12 protein-coding genes, 1 tRNA gene and 1 pseudogene are annotated in these 16712 nt (G+C 71.2%); 5 read left to right on the top strand and 9 right to left on the bottom strand.

Annotated features, from left to right (window positions below; all coding sequences use genetic code 11):
• The coding region (locus J7E94_RS15120; RefSeq protein ID WP_215015781.1) for a hypothetical protein at positions 1-752 on the top strand (752 nt) is incomplete at its 5' end.
• 91 nt (positions 753-843) lie between these two features.
• Positions 844-1500: a sortase domain-bontaining protein gene (locus J7E94_RS15115; protein ID WP_215015780.1), complete on the top strand. Its 657-nt coding sequence runs from the start codon at positions 844-846 to the stop codon at positions 1498-1500.
• Between the two features lie 67 nt (positions 1501-1567).
• Here J7E94_RS15115 and J7E94_RS15110 read toward each other — a convergent pair.
• From J7E94_RS15110 to J7E94_RS15085, 6 genes and pseudogenes are all read right to left on the bottom strand, one after another.
• Positions 1568-1640: transfer RNA gene (locus J7E94_RS15110), tRNA-Arg, on the bottom strand.
• Between the two features lie 359 nt (positions 1641-1999).
• Positions 2000-2947: pseudogene (locus tag J7E94_RS15105) on the bottom strand (phenazine-specific anthranilate synthase component I); the annotation flags it as partial.
• Positions 2948-3170: 223 nt separating this feature from the next.
• Entirely contained in the window at positions 3171-3941 is a 771-nt protein-coding gene (locus J7E94_RS15100) for a 2,3-dihydro-2,3-dihydroxybenzoate dehydrogenase (protein WP_215015777.1), read from the bottom strand.
• 53 nt (positions 3942-3994) lie between these two features.
• Complete coding sequence (locus J7E94_RS15095) at positions 3995-5212, bottom strand: 3-deoxy-7-phosphoheptulonate synthase (protein ID WP_215015801.1); 1218 nt, start codon at positions 5210-5212, stop codon at positions 3995-3997.
• A gap of 97 nt (positions 5213-5309) precedes the next feature.
• A complete protein-coding gene (locus J7E94_RS15090) occupies positions 5310-6920 on the bottom strand; it encodes an FAD-dependent monooxygenase (RefSeq protein WP_215015776.1) in 1611 nt (536 codons plus the stop codon).
• Between the two features lie 89 nt (positions 6921-7009).
• Positions 7010-8494 carry an MFS transporter gene (locus J7E94_RS15085; RefSeq protein ID WP_215015775.1) on the bottom strand — a complete coding sequence of 495 codons (1485 nt, stop codon included), beginning with the start codon at positions 8492-8494 and terminating at the stop codon, positions 7010-7012.
• 309 nt (positions 8495-8803) lie between these two features.
• Here J7E94_RS15085 and J7E94_RS15080 point away from each other — a divergent pair, with 309 nt between their 5' ends.
• Positions 8804-9286 carry an SRPBCC family protein gene (locus J7E94_RS15080; protein ID WP_215015773.1) on the top strand — a complete coding sequence of 161 codons (483 nt, stop codon included), beginning with the start codon at positions 8804-8806 and terminating at the stop codon, positions 9284-9286.
• An 80-nt stretch (positions 9287-9366) separates the two neighbouring features.
• Here the strand turns inward: J7E94_RS15080 and J7E94_RS15075 are convergent, their stop codons facing one another.
• Positions 9367-10101, bottom strand: coding sequence for an SDR family oxidoreductase (locus tag J7E94_RS15075; protein WP_215015771.1), 735 nt, complete (start codon positions 10099-10101; stop codon positions 9367-9369).
• Between the two features lie 64 nt (positions 10102-10165).
• Complete coding sequence (locus J7E94_RS15070) at positions 10166-11773, bottom strand: FAD-binding oxidoreductase (RefSeq protein ID WP_251056685.1); 1608 nt, start codon at positions 11771-11773, stop codon at positions 10166-10168.
• Positions 11774-12058: 285 nt separating this feature from the next.
• Here J7E94_RS15070 and J7E94_RS15065 point away from each other — a divergent pair, with 285 nt between their 5' ends.
• Entirely contained in the window at positions 12059-12535 is a 477-nt protein-coding gene (locus J7E94_RS15065; protein ID WP_215015767.1) for an AtaL-like protein, read from the top strand.
• 40 nt (positions 12536-12575) lie between these two features.
• Here J7E94_RS15065 and J7E94_RS15060 read toward each other — a convergent pair whose 3' ends face one another.
• On the bottom strand, positions 12576-15398 hold the full coding sequence (locus J7E94_RS15060) for a helix-turn-helix transcriptional regulator (RefSeq protein ID WP_251056684.1): 2823 nt from the start codon (positions 15396-15398) through the stop codon (positions 12576-12578).
• 446 nt (positions 15399-15844) lie between these two features.
• Here J7E94_RS15060 and J7E94_RS15055 point away from each other — a divergent pair, with 446 nt between their 5' ends.
• The gene (locus J7E94_RS15055; protein ID WP_215015765.1) at positions 15845-16693 is read left to right on the top strand and encodes a 2-amino-3,7-dideoxy-D-threo-hept-6-ulosonate synthase; all 849 of its coding nucleotides are present in this window, start codon (positions 15845-15847) and stop codon (positions 16691-16693) included.
• Positions 16694-16712 lie beyond the last annotated feature (19 nt).

The following is a 16712-nucleotide window of genomic DNA, read 5'->3' as shown; positions in this document are numbered from 1 at the left end:
CCGCCACCCCCGCCACCCCCGGCGCCGCCTCGCCGACCGCCTCCGCCAAGGAGGTCAGGCGCGAGGCCGTGCGCACCGTGATCCTGGAGAAGGGCTGGGCCGGCAAGGTCTACGGGCTGGTCCAGTACGAGGGCGGCAAGAGGGCGGCGACGCTCGGCTACGAGGCCGACGTGACGAAGGACGGCAAGGCCAAGGGCACGCTGAAGGCCCACGACGGCCAGGGCACGTCCAAGACGGTCACGCAGAAGATCGACGGGGTCGCCTTCACCCTCGACGTCAACGGCGACCTGACAGCCCAGGGCATGCAGGAGGGGGAGGGCCGGGAAGGCCGCACCTTCGTGAAGGAGTACAAGAACCTCGGCGGCTCCGGCTTCGACGCCCGCGTCTACAAGACCAAGGCCGGCTACGAGGCCGACCTCCTCAACGACAAGGCCGTCTGGCACACCATGAAGACGGACGGCAAGACGGCGGACAGCGCGCAGGACAACGGCGCGCACTTCGTCCTGAACCCGGACGGCACCCTGAAGGGCTGGACCGAGGGCGCCGGCACCAAACCGGCCGACAAGAAGCCGGAGGCCAAGGTCGTCCAGCCGCTGACCCCGAAGGGCGGAGTGAAGGCCGGGGCGGAGGGCGTCGAACCCGCCGCCTCCGGCGAAAGCGCCGGGCTCATAGCGGGCGGCGCGGGCCTGGCCGCCGCCGGCGCCGCGGGCCTCGGCTTCGCCATGCTGCGCCGGGGCCGCACGGAGGGCTGATCCCCCGCTTCCCCGCCCGGCCCCGCTGCCTCACTTTTCTCACCCTTCACACTGCTCACACCCTTCACACCCCTCACTTCCGGAGTGCGCCATGCCCAGCACCCTCACCGCCGACCGCCGCACCCGTGGCCGCCGCGTGGTGATCACCGCGGCCCTCGCCGCCACCGTCACTGGCACCCTCGGGGCGGCCTGCGGCGGCTCCGGTTCCGATGCTGATGCCAAGCTGCCCCCCGACCCCAAGGTCGGCAGCACCGCCGCCGCCCCGGCCGCCCACACCACGGCCCCGGCGCTACCCCGTTCCAGACCGACCGGCATGAAGATCGACGCGGCGGGCGTGGACGCGAAGAAGATGGTCGGCCTCAAGGTGGACGCGGCCACCGGCGAACTGGGCGTGCCCAACGCGGACATCGACGCCGACCACCCCGGCTGGTGGACCGAGGGCGTCACCCCGGGGGAGAAGGGCCCCTCCGTGCTCGTCGCGCACTTCGACACCAAGCACGGGCCGGCGCTGATGAAGAGCGTCAAGAACATCAAGCTCGGCGACCTCATCGAGGTCCCGCGCGAGGACGGGAAGACCGCCAGGTTCAAAATCCGCGAGATCGAGGACGTGAACAAGAAGGACTTCCCGACCGACAAGGTCTACGGGCCGACCGCCCGCCCCGAGCTGCGCCTGCTGACCTGCGGCGGCGAGATCAAGGACGGCCACCGCACCAACAACGTCATCCTCTACGCCGACCTGGTGGCGTGAGCCGCCCGCGGTGCCGCCCCGACGACGAGGACCCCCAGCCATATCCCGGCTGGGGGTCCTCGGTTCGTGCCCTCGGCAGGATTCGAACCTGCGACACCGGCTTTAGGAGAGCCGTGCTCTATCCCCTGAGCTACGAAGGCGGGGATCTGTCGGAAAACGTGTCTGAAAGTCTGCCGCAGTGGGCGGGCTGATCAGGCGTGCTTGGCGACAGGTCGCGGTGGCAGCTCGTGAGGGCTGGCCACCGCGGTCAGTGTAGCGGGTGGTGCATGATCCGTAGGCGGAGATACGTGCTCACAGGCTCAGGCTGCGAGGCTGTGGGTGATCTTGCCTTCCCGTGACGCCCACAGGCCGGTGCTCGATGGTTTCGCGCACCGGGCCTGCTGTGCGGGGGTGGACATGGTGATCAGGGGTCAGCCGAAGCAGCCGTCCGCGGGCGGGGCGCTGCGGCTCGGTTCCGGGCGAGGGCGATCACCGTCGGGAGCCGGCCCGGGCGGGCGGGTCATTTCCGTCGGCTGTACGCGGGCTCGGCCAGGATTCGGGTCATCGCGTCCCTCAGGATCCGCGAGCCGTCCTGGGTGAGCAGCGATTCGGCGTGGAACTGCAGGGAGGAGAAGTGCGGCCCGCGGAGGGCGTGGACCTCGCCGGTGTCCAGTGAGCGGCTGATCTCCACGAGGCCGATGCCCTCGCAGTCGGCCTTGTCCTCGTCGCTCCAGGCGGCGAAGGCGTTGTAGAAGCCGACCCTTTCGCGGTCCCCGAAGAGGTCGATCTCCTTCTGCACTCCCTGGTTGGGCACGTCGCGCCGTCTCAGGGGGAAGCCGAGGCGGGCGGAGAGGACCTGATGGCTGAGGCAGACGGCCAGGAACGGCTGTCCGCCGGCCAGCAGTTGATCGGTCGCGGCGTTCAGGTGGGCGATCTTCGGGTGGCCGGTGTCACGGGGATCTCCCGGGCCCGGTCCCATGACCACGAGGTCGTGGGCGTCGAGTCGGTACGGCTCGTCGTAGCGGCGGACGGTCACCTCGAGGCCCAGCGCCCGCAGTTGCTGGTCGAGCATGTACGTGAAGGTGTCCTCGGCGTCGATGACGAGGGCCGTGCGGCCGGCGAGGACCGAGTCCGGGTGATTGCGGTCGGTGCCGTCGGCCAGCCAGAACCCCGCGATCGTGTCGTTGCGCCGGGCCAGCGCCGCGCTCACGTCGGGGTGGTCGCCGAAGCCCGACCGGCGGTCGCTCTCCAGCGCGGTGAGCAGCCCGGCGGCTTTGGCGTGGGTCTCCTTGACCTCGGACCCCGGGTCCGAGTGCCGTACGAGCGTGGCGCCCACGCCGATGCGCAACCGGCCGCCGCCGTCGATGTCGGCGGTGCGGATGAGGATCGAGGAGTCGGATTCGGCACACCGCTCGCGGAGCCGCACGGCATGGGCGACCAGCTCGTTGTGGGGTGGTTCGCCCGCGGGCAGGGGCTTGAGGAAGTAGCGCTGCATGTCGTGCACGAGCAGGACCGCGCGGCGGGGGTCGGGCACCCAGGGTGCCGTGTTGCCGGGCAGGTCTCTTTCGGTGGGCATGGGATACGAGTGGATGGGGGGCAGGCCGGACATGAGCATCTCCCGCGTGATCAGAGCTTCCGGTCCGCCGGGCTTCCGTGACGGCGGCCGGACAAGGCTGTGCGTGCGTGTGTGGTCAGACGCCGAGGGACGCGCCACCGTCGACGGTGAGGGCGTGCAGAGTGATGTGGGACGCCTGGTCGGAGAGGAGGAAGACGACCGCGTCCGCCACCGTGTCGGGGCTGGCGACCCTGCCCAGGGGGATGCCCACGCGATACGCCTCGGGCCGGCCCTGGAGGGTCTGCTGGAGGCCGGTCTCGTCCCGCCACATCGAGCTGAGCATCGGGGTGTCGGTGGAGCCCGGCGCCACCACGTTGCAGCGGATGCCGTACCGGGCGACCTCCAGGCCCAGGCACTTGGTGAACATCGTCGCCGCCGCCTTGGAGGCGGAGTAGGCGGCCATGTCCGTGCGGGGCGTTCCCGCCGCGTTCGAGGCCACGGTGACGATCGCCCCCCGCGTACGGTCGACCATGCGGTTGACCACCGCACGGGACATGTGGAAGACGCCTGTGGTGTTCACGGCGAACGTGTCGGCCCAGTCCTCGTCGGTCAGCTTCCGCGCCTCGCCGAGCCGCAGCACTCCCGCCGCGTTGACCAGGTACTCCACCGGTCCCAGCCGGTGTTCCACCGCCTCCACCACCGCCTCGACCGCCGCGGCGGAGGTCACGTCGGCGGGGAACGCCTCGACGGCCAGTCCCGCCGTGACCAGTCGCCGTACCGTCTCCTCGAGCCGGTCGGCGTCCCGGTCGACCGCGGCGACCCGGATTCCCCGCCCGCCCAGGTTGCGGACCACGGCTTCTCCGATCCCACCCGCCGCGCCGGTGACGATCGCTGTCTTGCTTTCCATCCCTACGGACCTCCGCTGGCTTGGTCTGGTGTGGAACTCGACGGGGCGCGCTCTCATCCGCGCCACTCGGAGGCCACTGCGACGGCCTGCCGGGGGTTGAGCCGCGGGTCGCACAGGCTCGTGTACTTGACCCCGACCTGATCGAGTCGTGTGCGGTCGGCCACGCATTCGGTGACCTCCTCGGGGGTGGTCTCCAGGTGCAGCCCGCCGGGGACGCCGCCGGCCGAGCGGACCGCCGCCTGGAACGCCCTCACTTCGTGGAGGACCGTGTCCAGGTACCTGGTCTTCAGGCCGTCCGGACCGCTGACGGTGTTGCCGTGCATGGGGTCGGTCAGCCAGACCACCGGGTGGCCGGCCGTGCGGACGGCCTCCAGCAGCGGCGGCAGTTTCGCGGTCACCGCGTCGGCGCCCATGCGTGCGATGAGCGTCAGGCGTCCTGGTTCGCGTGCCGGGTCGAGGCGTTCGCACAGGGCCAGCAGCTCGTCGGGCGTCATCGTCGGCCCCACCTTGCACGCGACCGGGTTCACCACGTCGGCCAGGAGCGAGACGTGGGCGCCGTCCAGCTGCCGGGTCCGCTCACCGATCCACGGCCAGTGCGTGGAGGTGAGCAGCAGGCGCCCGTCCTCCGTGCGCCGCAGCAGCGGAACCTCGTAGTCCAGTACGAGCGCCTCGTGGCTCGTCCACACCTGCGGCTCCACGTGCGGCTCCACGTGCGACTCCGCCGGCGGCCGGGCGCCGGACGGTCCGTGGGCTGCCCCGCGGGTCCACCCGAGGAGCGCCATCGTGCTGCTCGCGGCCTCGTAGCACGCCAGCATCCGGGCGGGGTCGTGGAGGCGGGCCAGGGGGTCGGGCTGCGGGCCGTTCACCATGTGCCCGCGGTAGACCGGGAGTTCCTGGTCGCCCATCAGTTCGGTCGGGCGGGAACGCGGCTTGGCGAACTGGCCGGCGATCCGGCCCACGCGCAGGACGGGCTTGGACGAGGCGGTCTGGATCACCCCCGCCAGCGCGTTGAGCAAACCCGCCTTGCGCGTCACGTAGCCGGGTGTGCACTCGGCCGGGTCCTCCGCGCAGTCGCCCGCCTGGACCACGTGGAATTCGCCTGCCGCGACGCGTGCGAGCAGACGACGTAACGTATCGGTGTCCTCGACGCGGACCAGCGGGGGTGAGGCGGCGAGTTGCCGCCTCACCCGTACGAGCAGCTGCCGATCCGCCCAGGCGGGCTGCTGCCGCGCCTCCCACGGATCCGGATACGCGAGGTCGCCCTCGGCCATGCTGCTGAAGTCGGTCGAGGCGACCAGCGTGCCGGACCGGTCGGCCATGCCTGACATCCCACATCCCCCGTTGCTTGAGTACTCGTGCGTACATCGGTCAACTGCCGGTGACCTGCTCCAACACCTCGTCCCACGCACGGGGAGCCGGTGCCACGTCGCCGCGCCACGCCACGTGGTGGTCGGGCCGGACGAGCACCAGGTCGCGCTCCCAGACGGCGTGTACGGCGGGGCTGTCGACGGTGAGCAGCGCCACCGGAAGGCCCCTGCGCCGCGCCTGCTCCACGAGGTCCTTGCCCCGGTTCTCGCCGGAGAGGTCGACCAGGGTGAAACCGGCGTCCAGCCGGTCGAACAGCGGTGCGCCGTCCTCCAGCCGCATGTTCGGCGCCCGGCCACCGGGGACGGTGGTCGGGACGATCGACTGCCACTGCCAGTCCGGCTCCGAAGCGTCCTCGTGCCGTACGACCGGAGAGCCGGTGTAGCGGTAGCCGAAGTGGATGCCCAGGTTGTCGATCTGGAAGCTCTCCTTGCCGAGGTACGCCGCGAGCTGGGGGCGGGACGCGCCGGCGGCCGCCAGCTGCGGGAAGCGCATCCACACGGCGAGGAGATTGGCGCACATCTCGCGGTTGAAGAGTGCGACGGGCCGGCGCTCGGCCTCGTAGGAGTCGAGCAGGCGCGGGCCGGCCCAGCCGCGCAGCGTGGCCGCGAGCTTCCACCCGAGGTCGCAGGCGTCGCCGAGGCCGGTGTTCGCCCCGTGCCCGCCGGTCGGGTAGAACTGGTGCGCCGAGTCGCCGGCGAGGAAGACCCGCCCCGCGCGGTACGAGTCCGCGACGGCCAGCCGCCCGTACCAGTAGGCCACGTTGAGAACCTCGTCCGCGGCGAAGTCGAAGCCCAGTCGCTCCTTGACGACGGCGAGCGGGTCGGCCGGCTCGGGTTCCCCGTCGGGGAGGACGAACGTGCCGGTCCAGGTGCGCCCGCCGTCGCGGTTCACCAGCGTCGCCCCGCCGGCGGAGATGGTGAGGAAGAACTTCCCGTTGCGGAACAGGGCGGGGTCCTGACTGCGGAAGTAGACGTCGCAGTGGCGGGTGCTGGGGCCGCTCTGCTGCGTCGTGATGCCCGCGCACCGCCGAACCGTGCTGCCGCCGCCGTCGCAGCCGACGAGGTAGGAGGCGCGCAGGGTGTGCTCGGTGCCGTGCACCACGTCGGACAGCCGCGCCGACACCCCGTCCCCGTCGTCCGTCAGGTCCAGCAGGTCCCATCCCTCCCGCAGGTCGACCAGCGGGTGTTCGCGCACCTGCCGGCGCAGGACGTCCTCCAGCAGCGAACCCTGGAGCCGCTGGTACGGCTCGAGCGGCGCCGAGCCGTCGGTGGCGTCGGCGAACTTCTGGCGGATCCCCGCCACCGAGGGGTACTCCCAGATCGAGACGGGCGGCTGCTCGGGGTCGGCGACCCAGTGGAAGTCGAACGGCTCGTCGGGCGCGACACCGCGTCGGCGGATCTCCTCGGTCACGCCGAGGCGGCGCAGCAGTTCCATGCTGCGGCCGTTGATGAAGTCCATCTTGGGATGCGCCGAGACGGTCGTGGAGCGCTCGACGACGGTGCTGCGCACGCCGTGGTGGGCCAGTTCGAGGGCGAGGGTCGCACCGACCGGTCCGGCACCGACGATCAGGACGGGCACGCTGTCGGGGAGGGACGAGACATGGTCAAGCACGGATGCTCCTGCGGATCGCACGGGGAAGGGCAACGGGATGAAGGGCCGGGGCACGGACGCCGGGTCGGGTCCGGCCCCGACCGGAAGCGCTACGAGGGCTGGGCCTCCGCCTGCGGCTGGGCGCCGAAGCGGATGAACCGGGTGAGCAGCGCCGCCAGGAGAGCCACGCCGACCGAGCACCACAGGGCGAGCTGGTAGCCGGACACGAGGGCCTCCAGCGGTGCCCGGGTGGTGGCCACGGAGTGGGTACGGGAGTCGGCGACCGCGACGAGACAGGCGAGGCCGATCGCTCCGCCCGCCTGGTACGTGGTGGTCGCGAGACCCGAGCCGGCGCCGGCGATCGGCCCGGTGAGTCCCATCGTGCAGACGACGAAGGACGAGACGATGGACACTCCGAGGCCGAAGGACCACAGCACGGCCGGCAGCAGGAAGCCCGTGACGTAACCGCCATCGACGTCGATCACCAGCGCCCATGCGGCGAGCGCCGCGGCCTGGACGAGGACACCGCCCATGAGGACGTTCGGCGGGCCGAACCGCAGCACGCGGGGCGCCACCTGTGTACCGGCCAGCATGGCCAGCGGAATGGGCACGTAGGACAGGCCGGCCTTCGCCGGGCCGTAGCCGAGCACCTGCTGGAGGTAGATCGTGATGATGAAGAAGGTGGAGATCAGCAGCGTACCGACCAGCGTGAAGGCCACGTTGCCGATGACCAGCGGCCGCATGCGCAGCAGCACCGACGGCAGTACCGGATCGGCCGCCGTGCGCTGGCGGACGACGAACGCCACGAGCAGCACCGCGGCGGCGGCGAACTCGGCCACAGTCGCGGCCGAGCCCCAGCCCTGGGCGCCACCGCGGGACACGGCCAGGATGAGCACCACCAGTCCGGCGGTGGCGGTGACCGCGCCGATCACGTCGAGCTTGGCGTCCGCCTGCGGGCCGGTGGCCGGCAGCAGCCGCAGCGCGGCCAGCAGGATGCCGATGCCGATCGGCACGTTGATCACGAAGATCCACTCCCAGCCGACCGTGGTGAGCAGTCCGCCGAGCACCAGGCCGACCGGCGCGGCGATACCGGCCATCCCCATGAACAGGCCGAGCGCCTTGTTGCGCGCCGCCCCCTCCGGGAAGATGTCGGTGATCAGCGCCAGGGCCGCCGGGGTGACCAGAGCCGCGCCCAGGCCCTGCAGCAGCCTGCAGGCCACCAGCTGCCAGTCGCCGGCCGCGAGTGCGCAGCCCAGAGAGGCGAGCGCGAAGAGGGCCACCCCGACGGTGAAGAGCCGCCGCCGGCCGATGACGTCGGCGGCGCGGCCCGCGAGCAGCAGGAACCCGGCGAAGCCGAGCAGATAGGCGTCGACGACCCATGCGAGGCCGGTGGTCGAGAACCCGAGGTCGTCCCGGATGGCGGGCAGCGCGATGTTCACCACCGAGGCGTCCATCACCGACATGAACTCGATCAGTGCCAGCACCGAGAACATCGCCCAAGGACTGCGGCCACCGGCCGTTCCAGCCTTCTCTGACGCCGGGGAGTCGGCGTGGCTCACGGCCCCGCTCCGACTCGGCGTGGTGTCGTTGGTCATGAGAGGTGTCCCATTCGTCGTGTCATCGGGGTCGGTTCCGGCTGCGTCTCGCACCGTCTCGCTGCGGCGTCTCGCTCGCCTCGCTGCGCCGAGAGCAGCGGCGCGGTGACGCTCGTCCATCGTCAAGCGGTCCCCGGTACGCAGCATCACGTCTTCACGCCATCCTGCGTGGCCTGCGTGGCGGGCGGGCGGCCGGCAACCGGTCTCGGCAGATCGCGTGAAACTGGGATGTCCCCGGACCCGGGTGGAGGCGATGCTGCGGCGAAAGGCAACGCCGTTTGCTACCGGAGCGCACGAAAGGTTCGACCCATGGTCGTCTTCACCTACACCTTGCTCGTCAACGACCCCAGCCTTCCCGAGTACCCGGAGGTCCAGCGCGACGAGCTCTGGGAGAGCCTGGTACACAAGGCGGCCAACCCGGTCTCCTACGTGCCGTCGATCAGCTTCGCCGAGGTTCTGGAGGAGTTCGACGGCGGCTTCGTGCGGCGCATCGCGCTGCGGGGCGACAACTCGGTGCTGCTGCGGGAGCGGATCACCCTGGAGCCGAAGCGGCGCATCGTCTTCACCCAGATGGACAACCCGCTGCTGACCCGGATCACCAATGAGATCGGCGAGGACGAGGAGGGCCGGCTCACCTTCACGTTCACCGCCACCCTGTCGGCCGCGGGCCTGGAGCGAAGCCGGCAGGAGGCCGGTTTCATCGCGGAGAACGACCTGCTCTTCTACGACACGGCCGCCGCGACGGTGAACACCGTCCGGCTCACCGCCGGCCGGGCGGTGGCCACGGTCTGACCGTGTACGTACGGCAATGCCGCGGTCCGGGACCCGTGACGGGACCCGGACCGCGGCATTTCGCGGCTGGTGCGGGATTCTTACGCGAAGCCGCCGTTGGCGTGGATGGTCTGGCCGGTCAGCCAGCGGCCGTCCTCGCCGGCCAGGAAGGCGACGACGTCCGCGATGTCACCCGGCTGCCCGAGCTTGCGCAGCGGGGTCTGGGCGATGAGGCTGTCGAGGTTGGCTCGCGCCTCGGGGGCGAGCATGTCCGTGTCGGTCGGGCCGGGGGCCACGGCGTTGACGGTGATGCCGCGCTCGCCCAGCGCGTGGGCGAGGGACCGGGTGAGGACCTCGACCCCCACCTTGGTCGCGCCGTAGGCGCCGAGGAAGGCGATGGCCGCCGACGGCAGTCCGGCGGCGAGGTTGATCACGCGGCCGCCGTCCCGCAGGTGCTTGCTGGCCTGCTGGTGGGAGAGGAAGACGCTCTTGAGGTTGGTCGCGACGAGGCGGTCGAAGTCCTCCTCGCTGATGTACTCCACCGGCGCGGCGGCCACGGTCGCGGCGTTGTTGACGACGATGTCCACGCCGCCGAACTCCTTGATCGCAGCCTCGTACAGGGCGGCGACGTCGGCGGCGACCGACACGTCGCCCTGGACGGTGACGGCCTTGCCGCCGGCCGCGACGACGGCCTTCGCCGTCTCCTGCGCCGCCTCCTGGTTGATGTGGTAGTTGACCACGACGGCGGCGCCCTCGCGGCCGAGGCGCTCGGCCGTCGCACGGCCGATACCGCGGGAGGCGCCGGTGACGATGGCGACCTTGCCGTTGAGACTCATATGTTGACTCCTAGTCAGTACTGCGTTGACATGTGTTCACAGGTCTTCCGCCGTGCCGCCCTGTTCAGGAGGGCAGCGGTATGGACTGGGCGTGACGGAAGATGTTCTTGGGGTCCCACTTGGCCTTGACCTGCTGCAGCCGCGGGAAGTTGACGCCGTAGTACAGGTCGTGCCAGGGCACGCCCGACGTGTTCCACGCCGGGTTGGAGAGGTCTCCGTCGGCGTAGTTGACAAAGCAGCCGTCGGTGATGTCACCGGTCACGGGGACGCCGCCGGTGCCGGCGTACACGTCCCGGTAGAACTCGCGGAGCCAGGCCTCGTGCCAGGCGTCCTGCGACTGGTCCCGCCAGAAGTTCACGTACATCAGCTTCATGACGGAGCTGCGCTGGGACACGGCGGTCGCCGTCGGGGAGACCGTGTTGACCTTGCCGCCGTACGAGCTGATCAACACCAGGGCGCCGGGGTAGGGGTAGTCCGGGCGCGTCAGGTGCTTGTAGAACGCCGCGACGTGGGCGTCCGTGAAGCTCTTGCGCATGTACGCGGACTTGCCTTTGAAGCGGTTGGTGGGGTCGCCGCCGCCGGTGAAGCCGGGCCACTCGACCCCGTGCAGCCACGGCACGGTCCTGCGCTCGTCGACGCGGAAGGAGACGCCCGTCCCCTGGTTGACGGCCGTCAGGAAGTCGTCGAGCAGTTTGTCCGCGCCGGGCAGGGTCGCGTCGATCTCCGTCGTCAGGGAGAACGAACCCGCCGCCTTGGGCGCGGGCTTCAGTTGGCTGAACAGGCCCGCGTACGGCGAGGACGCGGAGGCGTTGTTCTCGCACCAGGTCCCGTAGTTCTTCAGGATCCGGCCGAACGACTGCTCCGTGAGGTCGGCCCACGACCAGGAGACGGAGTTGACCAGCAGCGAGGCGGGGGGCCTGGGAAGCAGGCTCTGCGGCGTGGTGCCGCCGGCATCGGGCGAGCGGAACAGGTAGCGGGTCACCACGCCGAAGTTGCCGCCGCCACCGCCGGTGTGCGCCCACCACAGGTCCCGGTTGGGGTCCGACGCATCGCGGGTGGCCGTGACCAGCCGGGCCTTGCCGGAGCCGTCCACCACGACCACCTCGACGCCGTACAGGTGGTCGACGATGAGGCCGTGCCGCCTGGAGAGCGCGCCGTATCCACCGCCCGCCACGTGTCCGCCCGCGCCGACCGTCGGGCACGTACCGCCGGGCAGGGTGACCCCCCAGCTCTTATAGAGGGTCTTGTAGATCTCCGCGATCGTGGCGCCGGCCTCCACCGCGAACGCCTGCCGGTAGGAGTCGAAGTACACCCGGTTCATCTGGGACATGTCGATGACGGCCTTGATGCCGTCGCTGACCCAGGGCTCGTAGCAGTGGCCGCCGCTGCGTACGGCGATCCGCTTGCCCGCGTTGACCGCCTCCTGCACGGCGGTGACCGCCTGACTCGGTGAGGTGACCATCCGGACGTAGTCGGGGGTGCCCACCCAGCGCTGGTTGAACCCGCGGACGAGATCCGCGTACTGCTGATCCGCCACAGTGACGTCGAAGGGACCGCTGGCCGCCGCGCTCAGGCCGTCTTCCGCTGCCGCCGCGACAGCCGTGCCGGCACCGGTCACGGCGGTTGCCGCCGCCGTGGTGACCAGGAATCTTCGACGTGAAATGCCGCTCATGTACTGCTCCCCCATCAAGTACCGATACGCCCGTCCACGGAGGGACTCGAAACCCGCGCTGCGGGGTCCCCAGCCTTGTCAACCACGCCTCGTCGCGCATCGCGTCTTTACGTGATCCTCGGCCGGTCCGGCCGGCGTGGCCGTGCTCCGGCGCCGGGGAGAAGCTCACGCGAACCGGGGATGTCCCGTGAGGCGTACGGGGGGAAGCTGTCCTTACTGCGAGAGCGCCGCGACGCGCGGGCGACGACGTCCGCCGCGGTGCCGGGCCACAGGAGGCGAAGACCCATGTCCGTGCTGAGCTGGACGCTGCCGGTCGTAGGAGAGGACGCAGGGGGAAAGCAGCTGCTGGACCCCGAGGAGGTCTGGCAGGGGCTGCTGCGCAAGGCGGAGAACCCGGTTCCGTTCATCGCCGGCATCACCGACTGCCGGGTGCTGGAGCGCCACGATGACGGGCTGCTGCGGGAGATCACCGTGGCGGGCCAGGCCAAGGCCCGGGAGCGGGTCGTCTTCCACGACCGCCGGCTCATGGTCTTCCACCAGCTGGACGACCCCTACCTGGCCGAGATCCACAACGAGATCGGGCACGACGAGCAGGGAGCCACCACGCTCACGATCAGGGTGGTGCTCTCGGCGGAAGGGAAGGCGAAGGGCGAGCGGGACAGCTCCTTCGTGGAGTCGACCGCCCAGTACTTCGGCGGGATCGTGCAGCCGATCGTCGACAGAATGGTCCGCATGCGGGAGGACCTGCGCCCCCGGGGGTGACCGCTCGGGCGGCCACGGCCCCGGGGGACCAGGAGGGGGATCAGGCGCCGGCCGGCTCCTCGTCCGCCTCGTGGACCATCGCCTGCCGCGCGAGCTCGACCCGGCTGGAGACGCCCAGCTTGGCGAAGGCATGGCGCAGATGCGTGTCGACGGTGTGCGGGGACAGGAACAGCCGCTCCGCGGCGGCCCGGTTGGTCAGCCCTTCGGCGACCAGGCGCACCACGCGCAGCTCGGCGTCGGTCAGGCTGTCCCAGCCCGTCTGCGCCCTCTGCACCGACTGCCACTTCTTACGGCGTATGCCCAGCGCGCGCAGTGCCCGCTGGACCCGCGCCACGGACCGGGTGGCCCCGCAGTGCGTGAACCGGCCGAGGGCCTCCTCGAACAGGGCGACGGCGTGGGTGCGGCGCCCTGCCCGGGCCTCGGCGTGCGCGGCGTCCTCCAGGGCGATGCCCCGCGCGAGGTGGCGCGGGCTCGTCCGGTACGTCTCCACCGCGGCGTGCAGGGACGCCACGTCGTCGTTCAGGAGGCCCTCGGCATGGTGCATGGCGGCCGTGAGCGAGACGTTCTTCGGGGTGCTGTCGGCCAGCCGCCGGGCCGCGGCCGCGGCCGCCTCCGCTTCGAGGCGCGCCCCCGCGTCGAGCGCGAACCGCACCAGCCCCGGTGACGCCCACGCGACCTGGGTCAGCAGCAGGGGGCGGTCCTCGAGCTGCTCGTAGACCCCCGACAAGGCGGTCACCGCCGCCTTGGGGTCCCCCGCGGCGTACGCCAGCTGGGCCTGCAGCCAGGCGAGGTCCTCCGCCACGACCCCGCACCCGGAGTCGACCATCCGGCGCGCGTCCCTGAACAGCCCGCGGGCCCGCACGAGTTCGTCCCGGTGGATGGCCACCTGGCCGAGTATGCCGAGCAGCGACGGAACGATGGCGTGGGCACTGAGCTGCTCGGCCACCGCCTTGCCTGCCAGTGCCTCCGCCTGGGCGTCCTCCAGCTGGCCGGCCATCATCCGCAGCTCGGCCCGGCCGTAGTGCCACAGGGGCAGTGACCAGGCGGAGCCCAGTGTGCGCGCGTCGCCCTCCCCGAGCTCGAAGACGGCATCGGCCTCGCCGAAGCGGTCGGCGGCGACCAGAGCGCGGCCCAGCCACAGCCGGGGGTGCCGGTGACGCGCGTCCCGGCCCGCGTCGTCGGCCAGTTGCACGGCGTCCGAGGCGAGTGACACGGCCTCCTCGATCCGGCCCCGGATGCGTGCGGCGGAGCTGCGGGCCGCGCCCGCGTACACCGCCGTCTCCGGCTCCCCGAGCACCATCGCCTCGGTCGCCGCGGCCTCCGCGCCGGTCAGGTCGTCGCCGGTGAGCAGGGCGTGCGCCTGGACGGCGAGGAGCCGTCCCCGTACCGCGTCCGGAATCCCGGGGTGGGCCAAGGCCCGACGGGTGTACTCGACCGCCATCGCGTCCTGGCCGGCGTGCTTGAGCGCATCGGCCAGCCCGACGTAGACGGCCGCCTCCTGGACGCGGCTGATGTTGCGGTGCAGCGCCACCCCTGCCAGCTCGCGGGCCTCGGGGATGCGACCGGACGCAGCCAGCAGGCTCACCACCCTGGCGATGAGGGAAGGCGCCTTGGGATCGTCGGAAGGCAGGATGTCGAGCGCCTCCAGCATCATGTCGGCGGCCGTGCTGGGGGAGGTGGAGGCCACCTCGTCCGCCGCCTCGCAGAGCACGGTGATGGTGTGCGGGCTGTTCCTGCAGGCCCCCCGGATGAGGTGCAGCGCGGTCTCGGCGCGCGGCCTGCCCGAGGCCTCCAGGACCGTGGCGGCCTCTTCGTGGAGGGCCCGCCGTACCGATCCGGTCAGCCCGTCGTACACCGCCTCCCTGATGAGGTCGTGGCGGAAGGCGAGCGCTGTGCCGTCGTCCACCAGGACGTGTGCCCCCACCGCCTCCTCGACCTGGGCCAAGAGGGCGACACCGCGCTCGCCGAGCAGGCCGGCCGCCTCGCTCAGCAGGAACGGCCGGCCGAAGACCGAGCCGGCCTCCAGGAGCCGGCGGGTCGGCACGGACAGGTGGCGCAGCTGGTAGTCGACCGCTGACAGGAAGTCGCCGGGCAGCGTGTCGCTCCCGACGACCTCCACCCTGCCGTCGGCGCGGTGCAGCCGGCCGCTGTCCTCCAGGGCGTTGAGCAGCTGTCCGAGCAGGAAGGGGTTGCCGCCGCTGTCCGCAGCGAGCCCCGCCAGCACGGGACTCGGGGCCGCGCCGAGCGCGTGCGAACAGAACTGGGCGATGGCGTCGCTGCCGAGCGGTTCGAGCGCGACGTGCCGCGCCCCGTCCTCGAGGAGCCGGCCGACCACGTCGTACCTCGGTGACTGGGCTGACGGCGAGCGCCGTGCCAGCAGCCACATCACCGAGCAGCCGCGCAGCCTGGGCACCAGGATCTGCAGGGTGAACGCCGTGAGCTCGTCCATCGCCTGGGCGTCGTCCAAGGCGATGAGCAGCGGGCGGGTACGGGCGTACTCCTCGATGAGGTCGCCGAGCCGGCTGACCAGCCAGAAGCGGTTGGCCTCCTGGCCCCCCAGGCCGCCGAGCGCCGCCATGTCCGCCGAGTCCACGACGGCGGGCAGGCTGTCCCGCAGCGCGGACAGTAAGACCGCGAGCGGAGCCACCCGGTCCAGCTCGGTGGCCCGGCCGAGCGCAGCCGTCATCCCCAGCCGCCCCGCTTCCCGGGCAGCCTCCTGCAGCAGTCGACTCTTGCCGATTCCGGGCAGCCCCTCCACGACGAGACACTGGCCGGTTCCAGACGCCGCCGTTCTCAGGGCTTCGCGCAGACCGGCCAATTCTGTTTCCCGACCGACAATCGGACCGGTGCTCTCCACAACCATGCTTTGCATCGTTCCCCCGTGGTGCTTGCTGGTGAAAAGCACCTGATTCTCCATTCTGGCCCTCTCACCAGCACATTCTTTCGATCTCACGTTAGCCGCTGCTGGCTGATTGTCTATTGGCATCTCACGGGGGCGGATCTCGGGAGTGGCCGAAAGTGTTCCCTATGCGGAGTCTTATGTGCGCAATGCATGGATGCCGACGGAATTCCCCCGTGTGCGCCTGAATCGGCGGTACCCCCCGCCCTCCGAACGCGAGGGCGCCGTGCCCCGCCGGGGTCCGTCACCCGAATCTCCCGTGGCCCTCACCGGCGGGATCACGTAAACGGGCGATGGCGCGCCACGGTCGGTCGACGAAAACTTGCCGTCGACGGGCCAGGGCAAGCCGAGCGAGCCGGGACTGAGGACCGCTGGGCTCCCGCCCCACACCCGCGAGGAGGGGATGAGTGATGTTCACCAATCTTTCATTCGGCCGGAGGATCCGGTTGAGGCGCCTGTACAGCGACGGCGGCGACCCGCTGCTTGTCGTACCGCTGGACCACCCCATCAGCGACGGGCCGATCACCATGCGGGACGGTGGACTGGACGCCCTGGTCGGGCAGATCGTCGACAACGGCGCCGACGCGGTGGTCCTCCACAAGGGCGGGCTGCGCCACGTCAGCCCGGACCGGTTCTTCCGAACCTCGCTGATCGTCCACCTGAGCGCGAGCACCATGCACGCCCAGGACCCGGACGCCAAGTACCTGGTGAGCGGAGTCGACGAGGCACTGCGGCACGGCGCCGACGCGGTCAGCGTGCACGTCAACCTCGGCTCGGCCGAGGAGCGGCAGCAGATCACGGACCTCGGCCGCGTGTCGGACCTCTGCGACCGCTGGAACGTTCCTCTGCTGGCCATGATCTATCCGCGGGGCCCGAAGGTCACCAATCCGCGGGACCCCGCCCTCGTCGCCCACGCCATCACCGTGGCCACCGAACTCGGCGCCGACATCGTCAAGACGCCGTACGTGGGTTCACCCGACGAGATGGCGGACGTCGTCAAGAACGCGGCGATCCCGGTCATCGTGGCCGGAGGTCCGCGCAAGACCGCGGTGCCCGACGTGCTGGCGTACGTGGACGAGGCGCTGCGCGGCGGCGTCAGCGGTTTCGCGATGGGTCGCAACATCTTCGAGTCCGCCGACCCGGGCGCGATGACGCGGCAGATCGCGCAGCGTCTGCGCCAGTTCCTCGGCCATGGCATCGATGACCCTCACGCCACACAGACGCAGCGCGTGGAGCAGATCCCCACCCTTGTCGGCTGAGCCGCACCGGCCGGCGGCC

This window comes from Streptomyces sp. ISL-94, assembly GCF_018614075.1.
GTDB lineage: Bacteria > Actinomycetota > Actinomycetes > Streptomycetales > Streptomycetaceae > Streptomyces.
Note: the sequence above shows the minus strand (reverse complement) of the source record. Positions and strands in the feature narration are given on the sequence as shown.

Bases quoted from the DNA above. Each gene is read 5' to 3' on its own strand.
- J7E94_RS15115 (WP_215015780.1), top strand. From the start codon at position 844: ATGCCCAGCACCCTCACCGCCGACCGCCGCACCCGTGGCCGCCGCGTG.
- J7E94_RS15100 (WP_215015777.1), bottom strand. From the start codon at position 3,941: ATGGAAAGCAAGACAGCGATCGTCACCGGCGCGGCGGGTGGGATCGGA.
- J7E94_RS15065 (WP_215015767.1), top strand. From the start codon at position 12,059: ATGTCCGTGCTGAGCTGGACGCTGCCGGTCGTAGGAGAGGACGCAGGG.
- J7E94_RS15075 (WP_215015771.1), bottom strand. From the start codon at position 10,101: ATGAGTCTCAACGGCAAGGTCGCCATCGTCACCGGCGCCTCCCGCGGT.
- J7E94_RS15055 (WP_215015765.1), top strand. From the start codon at position 15,845: ATGTTCACCAATCTTTCATTCGGCCGGAGGATCCGGTTGAGGCGCCTG.
- J7E94_RS15080 (WP_215015773.1), top strand. From the start codon at position 8,804: ATGGTCGTCTTCACCTACACCTTGCTCGTCAACGACCCCAGCCTTCCC.
- J7E94_RS15085 (WP_215015775.1), bottom strand. From the start codon at position 8,494: ATGACCAACGACACCACGCCGAGTCGGAGCGGGGCCGTGAGCCACGCC.
- J7E94_RS15095 (WP_215015801.1), bottom strand. From the start codon at position 5,212: ATGGCCGAGGGCGACCTCGCGTATCCGGATCCGTGGGAGGCGCGGCAG.
- J7E94_RS15070 (WP_251056685.1), bottom strand. From the start codon at position 11,773: ATGAGCGGCATTTCACGTCGAAGATTCCTGGTCACCACGGCGGCGGCA.
- J7E94_RS15060 (WP_251056684.1), bottom strand. From the start codon at position 15,398: ATGGTTGTGGAGAGCACCGGTCCGATTGTCGGTCGGGAAACAGAATTG.